This window comes from Streptomyces sp. NPDC052016 (assembly GCF_044548445.1).
Lineage (GTDB): Bacteria > Actinomycetota > Actinomycetes > Streptomycetales > Streptomycetaceae > Streptomyces.
On record NZ_JBIUBX010000022.1, the window covers coordinates 128243 to 151034 of the forward strand.

The 22792-nt window shown below is 72.5% G+C and carries 18 protein-coding genes and 1 pseudogene; 13 read left to right on the forward strand and 6 right to left on the reverse strand.

Annotated features, from left to right (window positions below; genetic code table 11):
* The first annotated feature begins 62 nt into the window (after positions 1–62).
* Complete coding sequence (locus ACIHAR_RS26425) at positions 63–587, forward strand: PadR family transcriptional regulator (RefSeq protein WP_400022257.1); 525 nt, start codon at positions 63–65, stop codon at positions 585–587.
* Here the strand turns inward: ACIHAR_RS26425 and ACIHAR_RS26430 are convergent.
* The gene (locus ACIHAR_RS26430; RefSeq protein ID WP_400022258.1) at positions 573–1469 is read right to left on the reverse strand and encodes an oxygenase MpaB family protein; all 897 of its coding nucleotides are present in this window, start codon (positions 1467–1469) and stop codon (positions 573–575) included. The two genes, ACIHAR_RS26425 and ACIHAR_RS26430, sit on opposite strands and share 15 nt — an antisense overlap.
* Before the next feature lie 105 nt (positions 1470–1574).
* Here ACIHAR_RS26430 and ACIHAR_RS26435 point away from each other — a divergent pair, with 105 nt between their 5' ends.
* Complete coding sequence (locus tag ACIHAR_RS26435) at positions 1575–1940, forward strand: hypothetical protein (protein WP_400022259.1); 366 nt, start codon at positions 1575–1577, stop codon at positions 1938–1940.
* A gap of 114 nt (positions 1941–2054) precedes the next feature.
* Positions 2055–2891: a hypothetical protein gene (locus ACIHAR_RS26440; RefSeq protein ID WP_400022260.1), complete on the forward strand. Its 837-nt coding sequence runs from the start codon at positions 2055–2057 to the stop codon at positions 2889–2891.
* 66 nt (positions 2892–2957) lie between these two features.
* Here ACIHAR_RS26440 and ACIHAR_RS26445 read toward each other — a convergent pair whose 3' ends face one another.
* Complete coding sequence (locus tag ACIHAR_RS26445; RefSeq protein WP_365448708.1) at positions 2958–3140, reverse strand: hypothetical protein; 183 nt, start codon at positions 3138–3140, stop codon at positions 2958–2960.
* Between the two features lie 425 nt (positions 3141–3565).
* Here ACIHAR_RS26445 and ACIHAR_RS26450 point away from each other — a divergent pair, with 425 nt between their 5' ends.
* From ACIHAR_RS26450 to ACIHAR_RS26460, 3 genes are all read left to right on the forward strand, one after another.
* On the forward strand, positions 3566–6430 hold the full coding sequence (locus tag ACIHAR_RS26450) for a DEAD/DEAH box helicase (protein WP_400022289.1): 2865 nt from the start codon (positions 3566–3568) through the stop codon (positions 6428–6430).
* Positions 6427–7734, forward strand: a complete 1308-nt coding sequence (locus tag ACIHAR_RS26455) for an SWF or SNF family helicase (protein ID WP_400022261.1) — start codon at positions 6427–6429, stop codon at positions 7732–7734. Before ACIHAR_RS26450 ends, ACIHAR_RS26455 begins: the two co-directional genes overlap by 4 nt.
* 119 nt (positions 7735–7853) lie before the next feature.
* Positions 7854–8738, forward strand: coding sequence for an aldo/keto reductase (locus tag ACIHAR_RS26460; protein ID WP_400022262.1), 885 nt, complete (start codon positions 7854–7856; stop codon positions 8736–8738).
* A gap of 86 nt (positions 8739–8824) precedes the next feature.
* On the opposite strand, the gene ACIHAR_RS26465 is transcribed toward ACIHAR_RS26460, so the two are convergent.
* Together ACIHAR_RS26465 and xylA are read right to left on the reverse strand one after the other, a co-directional pair.
* Complete coding sequence (locus ACIHAR_RS26465; protein ID WP_400022263.1) at positions 8825–9052, reverse strand: hypothetical protein; 228 nt, start codon at positions 9050–9052, stop codon at positions 8825–8827.
* 623 nt (positions 9053–9675) lie between these two features.
* The gene (gene xylA / locus ACIHAR_RS26470; protein WP_365467058.1) at positions 9676–10842 is read right to left on the reverse strand and encodes a xylose isomerase; all 1167 of its coding nucleotides are present in this window, start codon (positions 10840–10842) and stop codon (positions 9676–9678) included.
* A gap of 115 nt (positions 10843–10957) precedes the next feature.
* Here xylA and xylB point away from each other — a divergent pair, with 115 nt between their 5' ends.
* The 6 genes and pseudogenes from xylB (at position 10958) to ACIHAR_RS26500 (ending at position 18897) form a co-directional block, all read left to right on the forward strand.
* Positions 10958–12403: a xylulokinase gene (xylB, locus tag ACIHAR_RS26475; protein WP_400022264.1), complete on the forward strand. Its 1446-nt coding sequence runs from the start codon at positions 10958–10960 to the stop codon at positions 12401–12403.
* Positions 12404–12417: 14 nt separating this feature from the next.
* Complete coding sequence (locus ACIHAR_RS26480) at positions 12418–13626, forward strand: ROK family protein (protein ID WP_400022265.1); 1209 nt, start codon at positions 12418–12420, stop codon at positions 13624–13626.
* Between the two features lie 464 nt (positions 13627–14090).
* Positions 14091–15103 (forward strand): annotated as a pseudogene (locus ACIHAR_RS26485) (acetamidase/formamidase family protein).
* Positions 15104–15215: 112 nt separating this feature from the next.
* Positions 15216–15815, forward strand: a complete 600-nt coding sequence (locus tag ACIHAR_RS26490) for an N-acetylmuramoyl-L-alanine amidase (protein ID WP_400022266.1) — start codon at positions 15216–15218, stop codon at positions 15813–15815.
* A gap of 164 nt (positions 15816–15979) precedes the next feature.
* Entirely contained in the window at positions 15980–17248 is a 1269-nt protein-coding gene (locus ACIHAR_RS26495) for a GAF domain-containing protein (protein ID WP_400022267.1), read from the forward strand.
* A 125-nt stretch (positions 17249–17373) separates the two neighbouring features.
* Complete coding sequence (locus tag ACIHAR_RS26500) at positions 17374–18897, forward strand: aldehyde dehydrogenase family protein (protein WP_388754021.1); 1524 nt, start codon at positions 17374–17376, stop codon at positions 18895–18897.
* Between the two features lie 420 nt (positions 18898–19317).
* Here the strand turns inward: ACIHAR_RS26500 and ACIHAR_RS26505 are convergent, their stop codons facing one another.
* Positions 19318–19587: a hypothetical protein gene (locus ACIHAR_RS26505; protein WP_400022268.1), complete on the reverse strand. Its 270-nt coding sequence runs from the start codon at positions 19585–19587 to the stop codon at positions 19318–19320.
* A gap of 160 nt (positions 19588–19747) precedes the next feature.
* Between ACIHAR_RS26505 and ACIHAR_RS26510 the strand changes: the two genes are divergently transcribed.
* The gene (locus tag ACIHAR_RS26510; protein WP_400022269.1) at positions 19748–20095 is read left to right on the forward strand and encodes a hypothetical protein; all 348 of its coding nucleotides are present in this window, start codon (positions 19748–19750) and stop codon (positions 20093–20095) included.
* A 58-nt stretch (positions 20096–20153) separates the two neighbouring features.
* Here the strand turns inward: ACIHAR_RS26510 and ACIHAR_RS26515 are convergent, their stop codons facing one another.
* Positions 20154–22574, reverse strand: a complete 2421-nt coding sequence (locus ACIHAR_RS26515) for a SpoIIE family protein phosphatase (RefSeq protein ID WP_400022270.1) — start codon at positions 22572–22574, stop codon at positions 20154–20156.
* Between the last annotated feature and the right edge of the window lie 218 nt (positions 22575–22792).

Consider the following 22792-nt stretch of genomic DNA (forward strand, 5'->3'; position numbering starts at 1 on the left):
GGTACAGCGGGATCGAAATATGATGAGCACGCTGTACAGCGCATGTGCGGCAGAATGCATACATGCTGGAACTCGCCATCCTCGGCTTCCTGTACGACACCCCGCTGCACGGCTACGAGCTGCGCAAACGCATCGCGGCGCTGACGGGGCACGTACGGCCCGTGGCCGAGAGCACGCTGTACCCGGCGATCAAGCGCCTGGAGAAAGCGGGTCTCCTGGTACGCACGACCGAGCCCGGCGCCGCCGCCGCGCCGCGACACGTCCTCAGCCTCACCGATGAAGGCCGGAGCGAGCTGCGGCGCCGCCTCGCCGCACCCGGGGAAAGGGACATCACCGACGAGAACCGCTGGTTCACGGTGCTCGCCTTCCTGCGGCACCTGGACGACGCCGCGGCCCAGGCAGCCGTGCTGCGCCGTCGTCTTGCCTTCCTGGAGGAGCCGGCGAGCTTCTTCTACGACGGCGACCGGCCGTTGCACGCCGAGGAGGTGGACGACCCGTTCCGGCGCGGCGTGCTCACCATCGCCCGGGCGACATCGCGGGCCGAACTCGGCTGGCTCCGCGACACGCTGGACTCACTGGGTGGGTGACCCGCCGGTGTGCCGCACGGGGCAGCCCCGGACGCCGGGCACCGGACGGGTGCCCAGGTCCTGGAGCCGATAGCCGTCCGGGTAGCTCTTGATCTCCCAGTTCTGCCGAGCGAAGTGCGGTGCGCGGCGCGGTGGCAGCAGCCGGACGGCGCGTCCACGCGCGCGTACCGCTCGGCGGACGAGTGCCCGGGTGACGGGGTCCGGCGGGGTGTAACGGAAGGCCTTCAGAAGCGGCTCGTCGAGCAGGGCGAGGGTGGCGGTGCGCAGCAGGGGGGCGAGCGGCCTCGGGTACCAGGAGGCCATCAGGGCGAGCGTGGCGTCCGATACCCGCCGCGCGCCTTCGTCCCACGCGAAGTGGGCTTTCTCGTAGGCGTCGAGGCAGGCTTCGAACTCCTCGTAGGACTCGGGGATGTCCTTGATGCCCATGCGCTGCCCGAGGGTGCGGTAGTGGACGGTGGAGGCGACGATCTCGTGGCGGGAGAGCCTGCGCCATCCGTAGGAGTCGATCCAGCGCCTGGGCATGACCACGAACGTGCAGAGGACGTACCTCATGTCGTCGTCGCTGATGTCGTAACCGCGGTGCATCTGGTTGATGCGGCGGACGGCCGTCCGGCCCTGTTCGCTGTCGAAGCCGTGCTCGACGACGGCGTCGAGGAGCAGCGAGGTGTCGTCGTAGCGCTTCTGCGTGCGGTCCGTCAGCTCCGCCGTGCGGGACAGCAGCCTGCCGATGCTCGGCACCGCGTAGGTGCGATACAGGGCCAGCTCCAGGGCGCGGGTGAAGTCCCAGGGGAACTCGTACGCCACGCTGAGGCGGTAGATCTCGGAAGCATCCTCATACGGGTCCATTCGCCTGATCTGTTCGAGCCGCTCGAAGCGCTTCACCGCGCCGTCCCCCTTCTGCCGCCGAAATTCCAACTCTACGTGGAGCAGAAGGAGATGAACGCTCGGCACGGGGGGAATCACGCAGGGGAAAGGGTGGTGGTCGCCATGGTCGACGGGATCCGCAAGGTTTGGGGAAGACTGCTCGACGCCATACGCGCGCGTCCGGGCGGGGAGCAGTCCGCGGACGGCAGGCAGCGCGCCCGCGGGAAACAGCACACGGGCGCCAAGCGCACGCACAACCTGTTCGAGGCGGCCGCCGCGTATGTCTCGGCCTGCGCGGAGGACGACCAGGACGGCGTCGAGGAGGCGGCGGGCTGGGTGTCGCCGGAGGCGCTGTCCTTCGGGGTCAACGAGCTGGCCTGCCGCGCGGTCATCGCGCTCGCGCGCGAGCGCGACGAGTCGCCGCGCACGGTGGCCCGGGCCCTGCTCGGCCGGCCCGCCGCGGGAGCTCAGCCGGCGAACCCGGGGTGATTCGCCCCCGTCCGGTCGGAAAACTGCAGCTCCGGGTGTGTCGGGGAGTCGTGACAAGCGCCTTCCCGCCGCACTAGGGTGCGCGCCGATGGACGAACCGATGGGGAGGCTGGGATGGCCGGGACGGACGAGGACGCCGTCGCCGCCGCGGACGATGCGCTCTATGTGCTCACGGCGGTGCTGCTGACGCCGGCGAAGTTCCCGAGTGTGCTGGGCGACGACTACCCGGAGGCCTGCGCGGCGCTCGGCCTCGCGCCGCTCGCCGACGGATACGGCCTGGTACTCGGCCAGGACGGCGAGGGCGCGCGGTGGACGGTGGTGATCGACGACGTGTCGCTGGTGGCTGTCGCCATCGCGTCGTGGGACTGCGGCATGGAGTACGACCTATCACCGGACGAGCGCACCGTGGTCGCAGCGCTGCCCGGCTGGCCCCTGGAGGTGGCCGTCGCAGCTCCCGGCGTGCCGGCCCCGCACGATCCCGGCCCCGACGTCGCGGACGGCCCCGCCCTGTGCCCGCCGGACACGAGCACCTGGGGTCCCGCCCAGCGGCGTCTGGGGGCCGACGAGATCGCGCTGCAGTGGGCCCTGTGGCGCGAGCAGATCGACGACACCGAGTTCACGTCGCCGCGGGAGGGCTCGGGGGCCGACGGCACGAATGGGGCCGCACAGGACGCCCCGAAGGGACATCACGGCATCCGGCGCGTCCTCGCGGAGGCGCGCGCCTATGTGGACTCACCGCCTCCCCTGGGCCGCGTGCGCTCGTCGTTCGCGTCGGGCGACGCGCGCACGCTGCGGGCGGACGGCCCCGGCTGGTCGCTGGTGGCCAGGACCGACGACATCGCGTTCGTCCTGCTCGACGACGAACCCGGCGAGGTGCTGCCGGTCGGCCGGGGACCCGAACTGCCGGGGCTTCTGGAAGCACTCGACAAGATGGCGGTCCGGCCGAGCTGACCACCGGGCGGGTGCGGATCGGGGTGCGTCCCGGAAGGCGGGGGCCGGGTGGCGGCCCCCGCCCCCTCAGCGACCGAGCTCCTTGCGGGTGACGCGGCGCAGCCTGCGCCGCTGCGAGGGGTCCAGCGTGAGGTACGCGGCCGCCGGAACCCCCAGCACGATCAGCAGAGCCGCCCACCAGGGCAGCCAGATCAGCAGAAGGAGTCCGACCGCGACTCCTCCTACGGCGATCTTCGCGTTCTTCGACATGTGCGTCGCCTCCTTCGCGGCCACTGCCGCTCTCTGCTCTGAGAACGGGTCCACGCGGCGCGCGGTTCCACCCGCGCCCCTGAGAGGTCCCCGACATACACCCCCTAGGTGCCCCTGAGACGCCCGCACCCCACACCCCGGGGGGCCTCCACTCAGGGCGGCCCCGCCCCTCTGGGTGGTCCCCTCCGTTCGGGGTAGCCGCCTCCGTTCGGGGTGGCCACCTCCGTTCGGGTGGTCCCCTCCGTTCCGGGTGGCCGCCTCCGTTCGGGGTGGTCCCCTCCGTTCCGGGTGGGCCCCGCTTCTCTGGGTGACCCCGCCCCTCGGCGCCCGTCATTCCGGCGGCCCGCCGAAATGGGTGCGCGTTCGACTCGGAAGTGCTGTACGCTCTGCGGCCGACGTCAGTAGTCAAATTTGAGGAGCAGCTCATCTCTGCGCAGAGCGTTTCCGCGGAACGGCAGCACGAGATCTCCGAACTGGCCCGCCACCCCGCCGTGTTCGTACCCGGCACGCCCGCGCGTACCGGCCGTTTCGCCTTCTGGCGACTCGACGGTGACGCCCCTCCCGGCCTCCCCGTCGAGGATGTGTCGTTCGTCCGGCCGGCCGGGACCGGCGTGGAGGTCGTGCGCCTGCCCGCCGTGCTGATCCCGGTGGGCGAGGCCCTGCCGGTGCTCACGCGCGCGCGTGCCGTCCCCGACGGACACCGGGCAGCCGCGTTCTGGGGCGCGGCGGCCCTGACCGCGTGGCAGTTCGTCGCGCGGGGCCTGCTGCTGCCGGGTCTGTCCCCGGACTACCACGACGCCTGGCGCGTGGGCCCGCTGGGCCCGGACGACGCCGACCAGGTGCGCCGACTGGCCGCGGCGATGCCTCCGGAAGCGCACGCCGTACCCCTGGACGACAGTCCGCCGCTGCGGCTGCCCGATCCGGAGCGGCTGCTGCGTGCCTTCCTGGACGCGGTGGCGGACGCGCTGCCCCGCTCCCCCGCCGCGCCGCTCCTGACGGGTGGCTCCGCATACGCGGCCCGGCAGCCTCAGCACGTACCGGAGCTGCGCGGATGGGCCGCCGACGTCGCCGCCGGGCACGACGCGGGCGTACGGATCTCGCTGCGTATCGAGGTCTCGGGGCTCTCCGACTCGGGGCCCGAGGAGGCGGTGGCGACCTTCCGGGCCGTGCCACAGGTGCACGCTGTGAGCGATCCCGCGCTGGTCGTGGACGCCGCCGACGTCTGGCAGGAGGCGGGGCCGGCGACGCAGGCGTTCGGGCCGCGCGCGCGGATGGACGCGTTGCTCGCGCTGCGCCGTGCGGCCCGCGCCTGGCCCCCGCTCGCGCCCTTGCTGTCGGCGGCCGTCCCCGACGCCGTCGACCTGCTCGCCGAGGAGGTCACGGAGCTCCTCGGCGAGGGTGGGCGGGCGCTGACGGGCGCGGGCGTCGAGGTGCACTGGCCGAGAGAGCTGGCCCGTACGCTGACCGCCCGGGCGGTGGTGGGACCGCCGGACGACGGAACGGGACGAGACCGGTCCGGCTCGGACACACCCTCTTTCCTGTCCGCGGACGCGCTGCTGACCTTCACGTGGCGGTTCGCGCTGGGAGACGCGCAGCTCACACGCGAGGAGCTGGACCGCCTCGCCGAGGCCAACCGTCCCCTGGTGCGGTTGCGCGACCAGTGGGTCCTGATCGACCCGCGGGAGCTACGCCGCGCCCGTGCGCAGCAGGACCGCAAGGTGACGCCGATCGACGCCCTGAGCGCGGCCCTGACGGGCTCGACCGAAGTCGACGGCCGGCGGGTCGAGGTGAGGCCCGCCGGGTGGCTGGCGCATCTGCGGGATCGTCTGACGTGCCCCGAGGAGGAGCGGGAGCCGGTGGCGCAGCCCGCCGCTCTCCGGGCGACACTGCGCGACTACCAACGGCGCGGCCTGGACTGGCTGGCCCGCACCACGGCGGTGGGGCTCGGTTGCTGCCTGGCGGACGACATGGGGCTCGGCAAGACCGTCACGCTGATCGCCCTGCACCTGCACCGCCAGACGGATCCCTCGGCCGCCGGCCCGACCCTCGTGGTCTGTCCGACGTCGCTGATGGGCAACTGGCAGCGTGAGATCGAGAAGTTCGCGCCGGGCACGCCCGTGCGCCGCTTCCACGGACCGCGCCGCGACCTGGGCGCGTTGGCCGACGGTGAGTTCGTGCTCACCACCTACGGCACCCTGAGGCTGGACGCGAGCCGCCTCGGCGAGGTGCCATGGGGTCTGGTCGTGGCGGACGAGGCGCAACACGTGAAGAACCCCTACTCGGAGACCGCGCGGGCCCTGCGCACGATCGGCGCACGCGCGCGCGTGGCGCTCACCGGCACCCCGGTGGAGAACAACCTGTCGGAGCTCTGGGCGATCCTGGACTGGACGACACCCGGTCTGCTGGGCCGGCTGGGGACCTTCCGCACGCGGTACGCCCGAGCCGTCGAGGGCGCCGGTGACCCCGCCGCCGCGGAGCGCCTCGCCCGGCTCGTGGGACCGTTCCTGCTGCGCCGGCGCAAGTCGGACCCCGGAATCGCCCCCGAGCTGCCGCCCAAGACCGAGACCGACCGCCCGGTGTCCCTCACCAAGGAGCAGGCAGGTCTGTACGAGGCCGTGGTGCGGGAGACGCTCGCCGCGATCGCCGACGCCGACGACATGGCCAGGCGCGGGCTGGTGGTGAAGCTCCTCACCGGGCTCAAGCAGATCTGCAACCATCCGGCCCAGTACCTCAAGGAGGATCGGCCGAGGACCGCCGGGCGCTCCGGGAAGCTGGAGCTGCTGGACGAGCTGCTCGACACACTGCTGGCCGAAGGAGCGAGCGTCCTGGTGTTCACGCAGTACGTGCGGATGGCGCGGGTCCTCGAACGGCACCTTGCCGCACGAGGCGTGCCGACCCTCTTACTGCACGGCGGGACGTCCGTTCCCGAGCGGGAGTCCATGGTCCGGCGGTTCCAGGACGGCGAGGTTCCCGTCTTCCTGCTGTCGTTGAAGGCGGCCGGCACCGGACTCAACCTCACGCGCGCGGAGCACGTCGTGCACTACGACCGCTGGTGGAACCCCGCCGTCGAGGCGCAGGCCACCGACCGGGCGTACCGCATCGGCCAGACCCGGCCGGTGCAGGTGCACCGGTTGATCGCCGAGGGCACGATCGAGGACCGTATCGCCGACCTGCTGCGCCGCAAGCGCGACCTCGCGGACGCCGTCCTCGGATCCGGCGAGGCAGGGTTCACCGAACTGACGGACGCCGAACTGGCCGAACTGGTCGAGCTGCGAGGGGGCACGCGATGAACCGGTACGACAGCGACCAGGAACGCACCTTCGCCGCGTTGCCTCCCGCGCGCGGAAGAGGGTTCGCGCAGACCTGGTGGGGCAGGGCGTGGCTGACGGCCCTGGAGGGCGGGGCGCTGGACGGCGAGCAGGTGCGGACGGGCCGCAGGCTCGCGCGCGCGGGAGGGGTGGGGGCGGTCTCGGTGCGTCCGGGGCGGCTCACAGCCGTCGTCCATGACCGCGACCGCACCCCGCACCGGGCCGACGTGCTCGTCGACGTCCTGACGGACGCGCAGTGGGACCGGTTCCTCGATATGACCGTGGAACGGGCCGGGCATGTCGCCGCGTTGCTCGACCGCGAGATGCCGCCGCACCTGGTCGAGGACGCGGAGACGGCCGGGATCGACCTGCTGCCGGGACTGGGCGACCTGGAGGCGCAGTGCGACTGCGGCGCCTGGGATCACTGCGGGCACACGGCGGCGTTGTGCTACCAGGTGGCGCGGCTGCTCGACCAGGACCCGTTCGTGCTGCTCCTCCTGCGGGGACGCGCCGAGCAGTCCCTGCTCGACGACCTCCAGGCGCGCAGCGGAGCCGAACCGGCCGGAACGGAGCCGCCGCCGGAGGGCGTGGACGCGGTGGAGGCGTACCTGACCGGGCACGTCCTGCCTGCGCTGCCTCCCGCACCGGAACTCCCGGAGGCACCGGGCGTGCCGCCGTCGTGGGACACGGACGCCCCGCCTCCCGCGGGCGTGGACCTGGCAGCCCTGCGGTGCCTGGCCGCCCGGACGGCCGCCGAGGCCCACACCCTGCTCGCGGAGGCGCTGCGCCCCGGGACGGAACGCGGGGCGCGCCCTGAGCCGTTGACGGTCGCCCAGGACGCGGTGCGGCTGGCCGCGGGCCTGCCGGAGGACTCCGACGTGGCACGGCCCCTGGCCGATCGGCTGGCCGTCGGATCGGGGCGCAGCAAGGAACAACTGGCGCTGGCCGCAGTGGCCTGGCGGTTCGGAGGCGCGGCCGCAGTGTCCGTGCTCGAGGAGGAGTGGACCGTCGAAGGAGAGGCCCTCGCACGCGCGCGTGCCGCCCTGCAGTCGTCCTGGGAGGAGGACGAGCGGCCGGCGCTGCGGGCCAGGGGCAACCGGTGGACGGTCGTCGGGGCGCCCGGTCAACTACGGCTGGGACGGGACGGGCGCTGGTGGCCGTACCGCAAGGAACGCGGCCGTTGGGTGCCGGCAGGGGGCGCGGCGCAGGACCCGGCGACGGCCCTGGCCTCGGTCCGCACCGATGACGAGACAGCGCCTGCCCCTGGCGGGACGGGTCTTCGCTAGGGCCGGTCCCGTCGACACGCAGTCGTCGTCCTGGTCGCCGGCCGATCCTCACGGTGGACCACTCTCCGTCCAACTCGGCTGTTAGCGTGGCACATTGAGCGACGACGGGGAGACAGCACGTGACATCGACTGCGTTTTCCGACGACGGAGGCCTGAGGGTACGGCGGCTCGGCTTCGGGGCCATGCACCTGCCGACCGAGCCGGGGCCGGCCCGTGAGGCCTCCGTCGCTGTCGTCCGGCGGGCCGTCGAGCTGGGCGTCACGCTGATCGACACCGCGTACATGTACGGCTGGGGAGCCAACGAGGAACTCCTGGCCGAAGCCCTGTACCCCTATCCGGACGAGCTGCTCGTCACCACCAAGGTCGGCGTCGCCGGCTCGGGTGCCCTGGACGAGGCGAAGCTCGACGGGCGGCCGGCTGTACTGCGCGCTCAGGTCGAGCAGGCACTGCGCAGGCTGCGGGTCGAGCGGATCGAGCTGCTGCAGTTGCACCGTATCGATCCGCTGACGCCGCTCGCCGACCAGCTCGGCGCGCTGGGAGAGTTGCAGGCCGAGGGCAAGATCGGGCGGATCGGGCTGTCCGAGGTCGATGTCGACGAACTCGACGAGGCGCGGGGCATGGTCGACGTCGCCAGCGTGCAGAACCGCTACAACCTGCTCGACCGCGAGCACGAGCCCGTACTCGCGGCCTGCGAAGCGGCGGGGATCGCCTTCCTGCCGTGGCGCCCGGTGGCCTGGGGTGAGTCGGGAGCAAGAGCCGAGGTCGCCGCCGTGGCAGCGGAACTCGACGCCACCCCCACCCAGGTGGCGCTCGCCTGGCTCCTCGGTCACTCGCCGGTCATCCACCCCATCCCCGGCACCGCCCGGATCGACCACCTCGAGGAGAACCTGGCCGCGGAAGGTCTTCACCTGACCGGGGCCCACCGGGATCGCCTCGACCGCCTGTCCGAGGTGGCCGGGAGCGCTGTCTCGCCGGTCGTGACCGGGGAGCCGGACGGGGAGTGAGGCGGCGGAGGCACGATCGTCGCCCCCACCCGGCGGAGTTACGGCAGTAGTCCCCCGGATCGGTGGGCAGCAGTCCGGTTGACCGGTTACGGCAGCAGTTCGTCCAAGGACGGCAGGAGTGACTCGAGGTCGCTCGGCACCTCGGTCGGAAGCGTGGTCGGAAGCGCCGTCGGGAACTCGGAGGGGAACTGTGAGGGCAGCTCGCTCGGCAGGCCGCTGGGCAGCTCGATCGGCAGGCTGACGGAGGGGGCGGGAGAGGAGCTGGTGCCCGCCGACGGTCGCTCGTCCGGCGAGTCGTCGCTTCCCGAAGCCATCAACACCACGGCGACGACGGCTGCGGCGGCGACCAGCAGCACGAGTACGGCGAACAGGGGGTTGCGCCTCCCCGGGCCGCCCGGCGGATCCGGCGGGAGAGACGGGGGCCGACCGCCCCCTCCCCCGTCGTGGTCGGGGCCGAAGCCTGAGGGAGGCGGTCCGAAACCGCCTGGGGGCGGCGTGTCACCCGGCGGGCCGGGCGGTCGGGGCGGTACGGGCGGCGTGGCCATACGGTCCAGAGTCGCCGCGGACCGGCCGGGGCGCGACCCCCGCACGGAAGTTGGTACGGCCTCATGGCACGGACCGCATGATTCCGGCGTATGCGATGCGGCGAAGACCGGAAACGCGACGTGCGTGCGGCTCGGCACGCGCGCGTGGGTTGGTGCCCGACCCCGCGGCCCTCGGACACCATGGGCGACGTGCGACCCGCGAGGGTGATCGCGCCGCGTCGGCCGCCTGCACCGCACGTGTGCCCGTCGCCTGCAACGCGCCTGCGGGCACAGCGTTCCGTGTGAGCGCACGGCACGGCCACGCGCGCGGGTGTGGCCACGCGCGCGGGTGCATGCGGCGGCAGGCTCCAGGGCCGTGCCGGGCCGCACCCACGCGCGCGTGCGTGCCGCGGTCAGCCTCGGGCGCCGAGCAGGTGGTCCATGGCCAGCTGGTCGAGGCGCTCGAAGGCCATGCCACGGGCGGCGGCCGCCTCGACGTCGAAGTCCTCGAAGGCGGAGCGGTCGGCCAGCAGGGCCTCCAGGCCGTCGGCGGCGGTGGGCTGGGCCAGCTGGTCCAGGCGGGCGTCGCGCAGGGCCTGCTGGACCTCGGGGTCGTTGCGGAAGGCGGCGGCACGCTCCTTCAGGATCAGATAGTTGCGCATGCAGCCCGCGGCCGACGCCCACACGCCGTCCAGGTCCTCGGTGCGCGGCGGCTTGAAGTCGAAGTGGCGCGGGCCGGTGTAGCCGGCGCTCTCCAGGAGGTCGACCAGCCAGAACGCGGAGCGCAGGTCGCCGGCGCCGAAGCGCAGGTCCTGGTCGTACTTGATGCCGGACTGGCCGTTGAGGTCGATGTGGAAGAGCTTGCCCGCCCACAGCGCCTGGGCGATGCCGTGCGGGAAGTTCAGGCCCGCCATCTGCTCGTGGCCGACCTCCGGGTTGACGCCGTACAGCTCCGGGCGCTCCAGGCGCTCGATGAACGCCAGCGCGTGGCCGACGGTGGGCAGGAGGATGTCGCCGCGCGGCTCGTTCGGCTTGGGCTCGATGGCGAAGCGCAGGTCGTAGCCCTGCGAGGTGACGTACTCGCCGAGGAGGTCGAAGGCCTCCTTCATGCGGTCGAGGGCCACGCGCACGTCCTTGGCGGCACCGGACTCCGCGCCCTCACGGCCGCCCCAGGCGACGTAGGTCTTCGCGCCGAGCTCGACGGCCAGGTCGACGTTGCGGATCGTCTTGCGCAGGGCGTAACGGCGCACGTCGCGGTCGTTGGCGGTGAACGCGCCGTCCTTGAAGACCGGGTGCGTGAAGAGGTTGGTGGTGGCCATCGGCACGGTCATGCCGGTGGCGTCCAGAGCCTGCCGGAAGCGCTTGACGTGCGCCTCGCGCTCGGTGTCGGAGGATCCGAAGGGGATGAGGTCGTCGTCGTGGAAGGTCACGCCGTACGCGCCCAGCTCGCTCAGACGCTGCACCGTCTCGACCGGGTCCAGGGCGCGCCGCGTGGCGTCCCCGAACGGGTCCCGTCCCTGCCAGCCGACGGTCCACAGACCGAAGGTGAACCTGTCGTCGGGGGTGGGCTGGTAGCTCATGCCGCGGCTCCTTGCTTGCAGACTATTTCGTCATGGCCGTTTACAAATTAGTATGCGGACGCATCTCTGGGAAGACAGATCCCGCAGAGCCGCGGAAAAACTTAGGGAGAGCCCGATGTCAGCAGCCGAGGGTCCGCTCGTCGTCGGCGTGGACACATCCACCCAGTCCACCAAGGTGCTGGTCGTCGACGCGGCCACCGGTCAGGTCGTCGCGAGCGGCCAGGCGCCGCACACGGTGTCGTCCGGCGCCGGCCGGGAAAGCGACCCGTGCCAGTGGTGGGACGCCCTGTGTGAGGCGCTGCGCCAGTGCGGTGACGCGGCCCACGAGGCCGCCGCGGTGTCGATCGGCGGGCAGCAGCACGGGCTCGTGACGCTGGACGAGCACGGCGAACCGGTACGGCCGGCGCTGCTGTGGAACGACGTCCGCTCGGCCCCGCAGGCGCGCCGGCTGACCGAGGAACTCGGCGGCGCGAAGTTCTGGGCGGAACGCACCGGGTCCGTCCCGGCCGCCTCCTTCACCGTCACCAAGTGGGCCTGGCTGGCCGAGAACGAGCCGGAGGCCCTGCGCGCCACGAAGGCCGTCCGGCTCCCCCACGACTACCTCACCGAGCGGCTGACGGGCGAGGGCACGACCGACCGGGGCGACGCCTCCGGCACCGGCTGGTGGGCGTCCGGCCCCGAGGCGTACGACGACGACATCCTCGCCCACGTGGGGCTCGACCCGGCGCTGCTGCCGCGCGTGGTGCGGCCCGGCGAGGTCGCGGGCACCGTGCGTGACAGCCACGACCTGCCGTTCTCCAGGGGCACCCTGGTCGCTCCGGGCACCGGCGACAACGCCGCGGCCGCTCTGGGGCTCGGCCTGCGCCCCGGCACTCCGGTGCTGAGTCTGGGCACCTCGGGCACGGTGTACGCGGTGTCGAGGCGGCGCCCCACCGACCCGACCGGCACGGTGGCCGGCTTCGCCGACGCCCACGGCGACTGGCTGCCGCTGGCCTGCACCCTGAACTGCACGCTCGCCGTCGACCGTGTCGCGGCCCTGCTGGGCGTCGACCGCGAGGCCGTCGAACCCACCGCGGACCTCACCCTCCTGCCCTACCTGGACGGCGAACGCACCCCGAACCTGCCGCGGGCCTCCGGCCTGCTGCACGGCCTGCGCCACGACACCACCGCCGGCCAGCTCCTGCAGGCCGCCTACGACGGTGCCGTGCACTCCCTGCTCGGCGCGCTCGACCTGGTCCTCGACGAGGACGCGGACCGCTCGGCCCCGCTGCTGCTGATCGGCGGCGGCGCGCGCGGCACGGCCTGGCAGCAGACCGTACGCCGGCTGTCCGGCCGACCGGTGCAGATCCCCGAGGCCAGGGAGCTGGTCGCGCTGGGGGCCGCGGCACAGGCGGCCGGGCTGCTGACCGGCGAGGACCCGGCGGCCGTGGCCCGGCGCTGGAACACCACGCGCGGCCCGGTCCTCGACGCCGTGGAACGGGACGAGGCGGCCCTGTCCAGGATTGCCGGGGTACTCTCCGACGCGGCCCCGCTGCTGGAGCGGGGCACGCACGCGCACTAGGAATCGACGGAGGCATGACCGCACCGCCGCACGAGGCTCGCCCGACCGGCCCCGGGCGCGCGCTCCCCGACACGCAACAGGGCATGCGCCGCCGCAACCTGTCCCGGGTGATGCACGCCGTCAGCTCCGAGGGACCGCTCTCCCGGGCAGCGGTCGCCTCGCGCATCGGCCTGACCCGAGCGGCGGTGTCCACCCTCGTCGACGAACTCATACGCACCGGCCTGCTGGAGGAGCTGGGCCCCGAGCGCCCCGGCCGGGTGGGCCGGCCCGGGTCGGCGCTCGCCGTCAGCGGGCGCGGTCCGGCCGGGATAGGCGCCGAGATCGGTGTCGACCACCTCGCGGTCTGCGCCGTGGACCTGCGCGGCGAGGTGCGGGCGCGCGCCGAACGGCACGGCACGAACCGGGGCCGCTCCCCCGAACCCGTGATCGAAGAACTCTCCCGGCTGGTGCGCGAGGTCGTCACGGAGGCGCAGGGCGAAGGCCTGTGGCCGGCCGGTCTTGCCGTCGCCGTCCCCGGTCTGGTGGCCCGCGACGCCCGCACCGTCGTCCGCGCCCCCAACCTCGACTGGCACGACGTCGACCTGGGCGTGCTGCTGCCCGCGGAGTTCCCGCTGCTCGTGGACAACGAGGCCAACTTCGGCGGACTCGCCGAACTGTGGCTCGGGGCGGACACCCCGCGGGACTTCCTGCACGTGTCGGCCGAGATCGGCATCGGCGCCGCGCTGGTCGTGGACGGCAGCCTGCTCCGCGGCACCCGCGGCTTCGCGGGCGAGCTGGGCCACGTGCCGGTCCATCCCGACGGGCCGCAGTGCGTGTGTGGCGGGCGCGGCTGCCTGGAGCAGTACGCCGGCGAGGAGGCGGTGCTGCGCGCGGCCGGCCTCGAGCCGGGCGAGGACCGCGTCGGACTGCTCGCGGGCCGCGCGGCGGACGGCGACGAGGACGTACGACTGGCCCTGCGCGAGGCGGGAACCGCGCTCGGCGTCGCCCTGACCGGGGCGCTCAATCTGCTGGACCCCGAGGGCGTCGTACTCGGCGGCGCCCTGGCCGGCCTCGCGCCCTGGCTGCTGCCGTCGCTCGAGGCCGAACTCGCCCGGCGCACGGCGGGGCCGCCCTGCCCGGTGTCCGTGTCGCGCCTGGGCCCGGAGGGGCCCTTGCTCGGGGCGGCGCACTCCGTGGTGCGGAGCGTGCTGGACGATCCGGCGGTGGTGGCGGAGCGCGGCTGATGCCGGTGCTTCCCGGACCTCGGCGGCGGGGCAGGGACGTCGCGCGCGGTCAGATGGGCGGACCGGCCATTGTGGTGGGCCTGGCGAGCGGGCGGACGGCCCCGGTCGTCCGACGAGCGGACGAGCGGACGAGCGGACGAGCGGACGAGCCGATGCACGAAGGTCCCGGTGAGGCGGCCGGGTGGGCAGGTCTGCCACCGGACGGCGGTCAGGGTGCCGGGAATCCGTACGACTCGGGCTCGACCGTCGCTGAGGTCCGGAACTCCCCCTTCGGGTGAGCGAGTTGTCCACAGTCGCCGGCTCGTCCACCGGACCCGACGGTTGCTTCTGCCGCTCCGGCAAGCGCCGTAACGTGATCCACGCGGACGCCTCCTGCACTCTCGTGCCGGACGCATTCCCGCAACCGGTCACGCCGGCCTCGGCGTCCCCGGCTCCAACGGCCTTCCAGAACGGAGCTGTGCAGCATGAGCGATCCGCGCATCCTGACCGTGCGGCCCGAGCGGGCGACTACGCCTGGACGTTCGGCGGCGCGCCGCCCGTCGCGCGCATCGCGCCCGGGACGGTCCTCGACCTGTACACGGAGGACTGCTTCGCGGGGCGGGTGCGCTCCGAGAAGGATCTGGTGTCGGAGGTCTGCGAGTTCCCCTTCCTCAATCCGCAGACCGGGCCCTTCCACATCGAGGGAGCGGAGCCGGGCGACACGGTGGCGGTGCACTTCGTGTCGATCGAACCCGCGCGTGACTGGGCCGCGTCGACCACGGTCCCCCTCTTCGGCGCGCTGACGTCGACCCACACCACGGCCGGGTTGCAGCCCCCTCTCCCGGAGAAAGTGTGGATCTGGCAGTTGGACCGTGCCCGACGTACGGCGCTGTTCCGGGCCCACGACAGCGACATCGAAGCCGAGCTGCCCCTCGACCCGATGCACGGCACGGTCGGCGTGGCACCGGCCAACCTGGAAGTGCGGTCGGCCCTGGTGCCCGACGCGCACGGCGGCAACATGGACACGCCCGAGATGCGGGCCGGAGTCACCTGCTATCTCGGGGTGAACGTCCAGGGTGCGCTGCTGAGTCTCGGCGACGGGCACGCCCGTCAGGGTGAGGGCGAGACCTGCGGGGTCGCCGTGGAGTGCGCGATGGACACGGTGGTGATCGTCGAACTGCTCAAAGGCCTGGCCACGCCCTGGCCGCGCATCGAGTCGGACACGCACATCGTCTCGACCGGTTCGGCCCGGCCGTTGGAGGACGCGTTCCGCATATCCCAGCTCGACCTGGTGCAGTGGCTGGTGCGCGACTACGGGTTCAGCGAGCTGGACGCGTACCAGTTCGCAACGCAAGCCGTCGAGTCGCCACTGGCCAACGTGTGCGACACCAACTACACGTGCGTGGCCAAGATCCGAAAGGAGTGGCTCCCGGCTCGCGAGACACACCGCGGACTGCACGCGCGGCTGCGGGAGACCGCGGCGCTGCTGCGGGGCTGAGCCCCCGGTAGCGGAAGCGGTAACCAGTGGACGAAGCAGGTTCGTCGGCGCTCCGTCGTACGGCCGCCTGGGTCGGCGAACCCCGCAGGCCTCATTCCGAAAGGCAGCACCCGTGGAACGAGCAAGCCCCCTGCCGGGCAGGCGGCGGATCCTGAAGGGCGCGGCCCTCGCCGCTGTGCCCTACGCGTTCCTCTCCGACGCCCGGGCCGGCGCGCGGACCGCGGCCGTCGACCACCCCCTCGCCGAATGGCAGCCTGCGACGCCCTCCACCTGCACGACGTCGAACCGGCCCCGGCTCCACCCCATCGACCGCGTCGTCATCCACGTCTCGCAGACCGCTTACGCCCAGGCCCTGGCCGTCTTCCAGAACCCGCGGAAGAAGGTGTCCGCGCACTACGTCGTGCGTTCCGCCGACGGTCATGTGGCGCAGTGCGTGCGGGAGTCCGACGTCGCCTGGCACGCGGGGAACTGGAGGTACACCACGCGCAGCATCGGCATCGAACACGAAGGGTGGGTGGACCGGCCGGACTGTTTCACCGAAGCCCTCTACGAGCGGTCGGCCCGGCTGACGGCATCCGTCTGCGACCGGTACGGCATCCCCAGGGACCGCGCCCACATCATCGGCCACCACGAGGTGCCGGGCACGGACCCCACCGATCCCGGCGACAACTGGGACCGGACCCGCTACATGAGACTGGTCGAGGCCGCCTGAGGGCTGATCGCCCTGAGACTCGTCGAGTCCGCCTGCCGGGCAATCGACCGGAGGGGGGCGCGCAGAACCGGACCCCCTTTCGGGTGAGGCCCGTCCAAACGGTTGTCGGCGTCCACACCCGGAGTGACGATGTCCCCAGCCGCATCGCCTTCCGGGAGGCCGAGTTGACCGATCCCTGGGTGGCCCTGGAGCCGGGGGCCGACCCTGCCGAGCGTGTACGGATACTGCGGCGGGCGCACGAGACGTTCACCGTCGCGGGCACGGTCCCGCGGCCGGTGCGGGCCGTGGTGGCCGACTCGTGGCGGCGATCGGCGCGGGCCGGCGTCGGCCCCGACGGCACGGCGAGTGTGGAGCTGACGGACGGTGACCTCGGCGCCTACCGGGCGGAGCATCCGCTGGCGCGGGTGATGCCGCTGTTCCGTGAGCTCATGGGCACGTTCGCCGCCGACGGGGAACACCTCCTGGCGGTGTGCGACGCGCACGGCAGGCTGCTGTGGGTCGAGGGCCATCCCGCGACGCGGCGGAAGGCGGGGCGGATGAACTTCGTGCCGGGCGCGCGGTGGGCGGAGAGCGCGGTCGGGACGAACGCACCGGGTACGGCGGTCGCCGTGGACCGGCCGGTACAGGTGTTCGCGGCCGAGCACTTCATCCGGCGGGTGCAGCCGTGGACGTGCGCGGCGGCTCCGGTGCACGATCCGCGGACCGGGCGGGTGCTGGGCGCGGTCGACATCACCGGCGGGGACGGGCTGGCCCATCCCCACAGTCTCGGCTTCGTCCAAGCGGTCGCCCGGGCCGCCGAGTCCCACCTCGCGCTGCTCGCCCCCGAACGGCCGGGCACCGCCGTGCCGGAGCTGACCGTGCTGGGCCGGGACGAGGCGCACTTCACCACCGGTGGCCGCGGGCTGCGCCTCAGCCGCCGGCACAGCGAGATCCTGGTCCTGCTGGCCCGTCACCCGGAGGGCATGACCGGTGACGAGCTGATGTGCGCGCTGTACGAGGACGAGTCGGTGACGCCGGTGACCCTGAGGGCCGAACTCGCCCGGTTGCGCGGGATCCTCGGGCCGGGGCTGCTGGCCTCGCGTCCCTACCGGCTCACCGTTCCCGTCGAGTCGGACGTCGCCGTCGTGGAACGGCGGCTGGCGGCCGGGGCGGTCACGGCCGCCGTGACGGCGTACGCCGGACCGCTGCTGCCGGCGTCGCAGGCGCCGGCTGTGGCGCGGCTTCGGGGTCGCCTGGCCGACGGCCTGCGCGCCGCGCTGATCGCCCGCGGTGACCCCGACCTGCTGGCGGACTGGGTGCACGCGCCGTGGGGTGAGGACGACCTCGACGTCTGGCGGGCGCTGGCGGCGGCGCGCCCGACGGCGGCGGTCCGGGCCCGGCTGAGAGCACTGGAGTCGGAGCTGGCGGTGCCGGACGGATGGTCCCGCCGGTAGACCGGCCGCCACCACACCACCGCGGCCACCACCCCCACCGCAACGTCCCTGCAACGTCCGCTTCCCTAGCCTCCGGCGGAGAGCTGCCCAACGGCGGGCAGCGCTGCTGAAGGAGGCAGGCCACCATGACCCGTTACGCGGCGCCCGGAACCGAGGGCGCGATCGTCTCCTACCAGGCGCGCTACGACCACTTCATCGGCGGCGAGTACGTGCCCCCGGCGCGGGGGCAGTACTTCGAGAACCCGTCTCCGGTGAACGGGCAGCCGTTCACGGAGGTGGCACGCGGGACGGCGGAGGACGTGGAGCGGGCGCTGGACGCGGCGCACGCCGCCGCGCCCGCCTGGGGCCGGACGTCGGCGACCGAGCGCTCCGACATCCTGCTGAAGATCGCCGACCGCATGGAGGCGTACCTGGAGCCGCTGGCGGTGGCCGAGAGCTGGGAGAACGGCAAGCCGGTCCGTGAGACGCTGGCGGCGGACATTCCGCTGGCCATCGACCACTTCCGCTACTTCGCCGGTGCGGTCCGCGCGCAGGAGGGGGCGCTCAGCGAGGTCGACGACGACACCGTGGCCTACCACTTCCACGAGCCGCTCGGTGTGGTCGCGCAGATCATCCCGTGGAACTTCCCGATCCTGATGGCGGCGTGGAAGCTCGCGCCGGCCCTCGCGGCGGGCAACGCCGTCGTCATCAAGCCCGCCGAGCAGACCCCGGTGTCGCTGCACTACTGGATGAGCCTGGTCGCGGACCTGCTGCCGCCGGGCGTGCTGAACATCGTCAACGGTTTTGGCGAGGAGGCGGGCAAGCCGCTCGCGTCCAGCCCGCGGGTGGCGAAGGTCGCGTTCACGGGCGAGACGTCGACCGGCCGGCTGATCATGCGGTACGCCGCGGAGAATCTGAAGCCGGTCACGCTGGAACTGGGCGGCAAGTCGCCGAACATCTTCTTCGACGACGTGTGGGAGAAGGACGACGACCTGCGCGACAAGGCCCTCGAAGGCTTCACGATGTTCGCGCTGAACCAGGGCGAGGTGTGCACCTGTCCGTCCCGCGGCCTGATCCAGCGCGGCAACTACGGCGACTTCCTCCAGGCCGCCGTCGCCCGCACCGAGCTGATCAAGCCCGGTCACCCCCTCGACACCGACACGATGATCGGCGCCCAGGCGTCCGGCGAGCAGCTCGCGAAGATCCTCTCCTACATCGACATCGGCCGGCAGGAGGGCGCCAAGGTCCTCACGGGCGGTGAACGCGCCGAATACGACGGCGAGTTGAAGGGCGGCTACTACGTTCAGCCGACCGTCTTCGAGGGCGACAACCGTATGCGGATCTTCCAGGAGGAGATCTTCGGACCGGTCGTCTCGGTGGCCTCCTTCGACGACTTCGACGACGCCATCAAGATCGCGAACGACACGTCGTACGGCCTCGGGGCCGGAGTGTGGACCCGGGACATCAACACGGCGTACCGCGCGGGCCGGGCGATCCAGGCCGGCCGCGTCTGGACGAACTGCTACCACGCCTACCCGGCACACGCCGCGTTCGGCGGATACAAGCAGTCCGGGATCGGACGCGAGACGCACAAGATGATGCTGGAGCACTACCAGCAGACGAAGAACCTGCTGGTGAGCTACTCGCCGAAGAAGCTGGGCTTCTTCTAGACACAGAAGGAGGGCGCCTGACCAGGCAGGATGCCGGTCAGGCGCCCTCCACAGCGGATGGGTGTCTCCCACTGGTACCCCAGCTCTCCTTCGACACGTCGCGCAGGTGCGATGTCAGTGTGATGCCCCGGAGCCATCCACGCCGGTGTTCGGCAGCCGGGTCTCGTATCGGGCCCAGGGCGCCGTAACACGCAGCAAGGAGATCACTGGGCAGCTCTTTTGGCCGTTCCCGAGCAGGAGTAGGACGGGCTCCGGCCTGCTTCCCCCTCCTTCTGGTCGACCCGGGCCGACGGGGACCTCACCCGCGAGGTCCCCCACACTCGCAGCACCTCCCCCGCCCGTGCCAGGGCCCGCAGCGGCCGACGAGGGCCGAGGCGGCCTGTTCCTGTTGGCCCAGCCGTCCGGGCGGTGGGTCACCCGTCACGCCCGCGACGGGAGGACCGTCCGGACCGAGCGACCACTGCCCAGCCAGCCGTCGGGATCGGTGAGCGCACCCCGGCGGGTGAGGAACTCCGCCATCCAGGTCTTCCGGCGGGCGGGGTCTGCCAGGTTCTTGGGCAGTTCCGCGGACAACTCCTCGATGACCATGTAGTCGTAGGCGGTATTCGCGAAGAAGACCTCGTTGTTGATCAGGTTGAGGTCGAAGGTACCGCTGTCCGGTTCGCACGAGGCCAACCACGTCAGGGACACCGCCCCTCACAGGGCCGACGCGCGCGAGGCCCGGCGGTCAGTGACACCCACCCTCTCGTGGCGCCTGCAGCGGGGAGAGGCCAGGACCCGGCCCGTCGGGGCGAAGGGGTCATCATGACCGGCTTTCAGTGGCACGGTCCCTGGACTTCGATGCGCAGACGTGACCCACGGCGGGCTTACCGACATCCCAACCAGTCGGTATGGTGCCCTGTTCTGGCGAGGATTCACGCGCACCGGCCTGCTCGCCACCCTCTACGGCGGCGCGGCCGGCGCCCTGCTGCTCATGGTCTTCTCGAAGGCCGTTTCGGGCACGCCGTCCGCCGTCTTCCCGAATGCCGACTTCGACCTGTTCCCCATGCAGACCACCGGACTGGTCTCCATTCCGTTCGGCTACCTCGCAGGCTGGCTGGGCAGCCGCCTCGACCACCGGCGTCGCGCCGCCGACAGCCGTGAGCACCGGCGCCTGTACGAGGAGAGCGAGGCACGGCTGCTCGCCACGGCCGAGTGACCACGGCGGCGTGGGCGGGCCGGCTCCGGGCGGCCTCCCGCGCTGGCCGCGAAGACGGTCAGACGGGCGTGCCGGTCAGCGGTTGTTCGGTCCACACGGTCTTGCCCTCCCGGGTGTAGCGGGTACCCCAGCGTTCGGTCATCTGGGCCACCAGGAACAGGCCCCGCCCGCCCTCGTCGGTCGTGCGGGCTTGGCGCAGGTGTGGTGAGGTGTGGCTGGTGTCGCTGACCTCGCACATCAGACACCGCTCGCGGATCAACCGCAGGGTCGCAGGACCGTCGGCGGAGCGGTAGACGTTGGTGACCAGTTCGCTGGCGATCAACTCGGTGGTGAACGCCAGGTGCTCCAGACCCCACTCGGTCAGCTTGGCCGTGGTCAGCGCCCTGGCCCGGGCGGCGCTGGTGGGCCCCGGCGGCAGTAGCCAGGAGGCGACATCGTCCGACGGCAGCATGCGCGTGCGGGCGATCAGCAGTACGACATCGTCGCTGGGGCGCGAGGGCACAAGGGCGTCGACCACCGCTTGGCACGTGCGTTCCAGCGCGCCCGCGGGGTGGGTGAGCGCTGCACACAGCTTCGTCAGGCCGACGTCGGCATCGAGGTGGCGTTCGCCGATGATTCCGTTGGTGTACAGGCACAGCAGACTTCCCTCGGCCAGTTCGATGTCCCGGGCCTCGAACGGCAGGCCGCCCAGGCCGAGCGGTGGGCATGCGGGCAGGTCGAGGAGAGACACCTGACCATCCGGAGCGGTCACCACGAGCGGCGGATGCCCGGCGCGGGCCACGGAACAGCGTCCGGAGACCGGGTCGTACACGGCGTACAGGCAGGTGGCGCCGACGACCTGCTCCCCCACGGGCCGTTCGCCGACTGCCTCCTGTTCGGCCGCCAGCAGATCGACCAGGTCGTCAAGGCGGGAGAGGACCTCGTCCGGTTCCAGGTCGAGACTGGCGAGGGTGTGGACGGCGGTGCGCAGCCGGCCCATGGTCGCCGCGGCGTGGATGCCGCGACCCACCACGTCGCCGACGACGAGCGCGACCCGGGCCCCGGACAGGGGAATGACGTCGAACCAGTCGCCGCCCAGACCCGGGCCGGCGCTGGCCGGCAGGTACCGCAGGGCCACCTCGACGGCCGACTGGGCCGGAACCGCCCGGGGCAGGAGGCTGCTCTGCAAGGCGAACGCGGTCTGCTGCTGCTGGGTGAAGCGCCGGGCGTTGTCGATGGCGACGGCGGCGCGCGAGGCGAGTTCCTGGGCGAGGGTGAGATCGTCCGCCTCGAAGGCATCGGGGCGATGGGAGCGCCACAGGGTCATCACACCGAGCACCAGGCCACGCGCGGCAAGAGGCACCACGATCAGGGAGTGAGAGCCCGGATCCGGAGCGTGGGCACCCCGACGGTCTTCCGCCGAGAACCAGCCGGGCGGGACAACCGGCTCCAGGACGGGCCGTCCCTCGGCCAGGCATGCGGCCTGCGGCGTGTCGGGCCCGAACTCCACGGGGTCACCGTGGGGGTGGGGCGGGCTGGGGTGCTGGGCACCGACGCCGCAGGTCCCCAGTCGGACCACGGGCCCCGCAAGGGCGCGCGTCGGTTCCTCACCGCGCGTGACCGGCTGAAGCAGGTCCACGGACGCGTGGTCGGCGAGGTGAGGCACCATCATCTCGGCGAGTTCCCGGGCGGTCTCGGCCACGTCGAGAGTGGTTCCGATACGGCTGCCGGCCTGGTCGAGAAGGGCGAGCCGACGCTGGGCCCGATGGCGTTCGGTGATGTCCTCGATCATCTCGGCCACACCCAGGACGCGGCCCGAGGGGTCTTCCATCCGGAAGGACGACACCAACGCGACCCGCTCGCGTGCCGGATCCTGCTCCAGGCGAGCGAACTGCTCGGAGTAGACCAGGGGCCTTCCGGTGTCCATCACCTGGCGCACCCGGTCCACAGCCTTGCGCGCGTCGTCGGGGAGGAGCATCCGCCCGGTGGGCAGCCCCCGAAAATCCGCTGCCGGGACGCCGCTGAACCGTTCGACGGCGCGGTTGACCCGGAGAATCCTCAGGTCGGGGCCGTGGACGACCAAGCCGATCGGGCACTGGCGGTACAACCCGGCGAGAACCGCGCGGTCCCTTTGCCATTCGAGGACGTCATCCGCGCGTGCCCCGGCAAGGAACCACTCACGGACCCGGCCATCGCGGGACAGCTCATGAGCCCTGAGCCCGAGCTCCACGAGCCGCCCGTCACAGTGGCGCAGTCTGAGCACGCCGACCCAGCAACCGGCACTGCGGCAGTTCGCGGCGGCCTCGGTGACAGCCGGCCGGTCACGAGGATCGACAAGGACCTCGAACGCCGGACGACCGATCACGGCGGTGTCCGGGTAGCCGAGCAGGTCCTGAGCCCGCCGGTTCCATCCGACCACTGCTCCCCGGTCGTCGAGCACCGCCGAGGCAGCGAGGTGCGGGGCGAACGGATCGTCGTGGCTTGCGCTGAGCTCCTTCATCCGCTTCTCCACCACTGGACACCACCGTGTACTCGGTCGCCGATGTCCTGCCGCGGGTCCTGACCGTGGCCGGTGACCGGCATGACGGCGTTCGTGGCGGTGGCTCGGCGTTCCCGGAGGCACGCGACCTGCTGACCATGCAAGCCTATTGAAATCCCGCGGAGGCCGCGGCCTGGCCTGCGGCGTGGCGTGCCGGGCAAGAGGGATGACGTCAGGCG

Bases quoted from the DNA above. Each gene is read 5' to 3' on its own strand.
- ACIHAR_RS26425 (WP_400022257.1), top strand. From the start codon at position 63: ATGCTGGAACTCGCCATCCTCGGCTTCCTGTACGACACCCCGCTGCAC.
- ACIHAR_RS26435 (WP_400022259.1), top strand. From the start codon at position 1,575: ATGGTCGACGGGATCCGCAAGGTTTGGGGAAGACTGCTCGACGCCATA.
- ACIHAR_RS26440 (WP_400022260.1), top strand. From the start codon at position 2,055: ATGGCCGGGACGGACGAGGACGCCGTCGCCGCCGCGGACGATGCGCTC.
- ACIHAR_RS26445 (WP_365448708.1), bottom strand. From the start codon at position 3,140: ATGTCGAAGAACGCGAAGATCGCCGTAGGAGGAGTCGCGGTCGGACTC.
- ACIHAR_RS26455 (WP_400022261.1), top strand. From the start codon at position 6,427: ATGAACCGGTACGACAGCGACCAGGAACGCACCTTCGCCGCGTTGCCT.
- ACIHAR_RS26465 (WP_400022263.1), bottom strand. From the start codon at position 9,052: ATGGCTTCGGGAAGCGACGACTCGCCGGACGAGCGACCGTCGGCGGGC.
- xylA (WP_365467058.1), bottom strand. From the start codon at position 10,842: ATGAGCTACCAGCCCACCCCCGACGACAGGTTCACCTTCGGTCTGTGG.
- xylB (WP_400022264.1), top strand. From the start codon at position 10,958: ATGTCAGCAGCCGAGGGTCCGCTCGTCGTCGGCGTGGACACATCCACC.
- ACIHAR_RS26480 (WP_400022265.1), top strand. From the start codon at position 12,418: ATGACCGCACCGCCGCACGAGGCTCGCCCGACCGGCCCCGGGCGCGCG.
- ACIHAR_RS26500 (WP_388754021.1), top strand. From the start codon at position 17,374: ATGACCCGTTACGCGGCGCCCGGAACCGAGGGCGCGATCGTCTCCTAC.
- ACIHAR_RS26515 (WP_400022270.1), bottom strand. From the start codon at position 22,574: ATGAAGGAGCTCAGCGCAAGCCACGACGATCCGTTCGCCCCGCACCTC.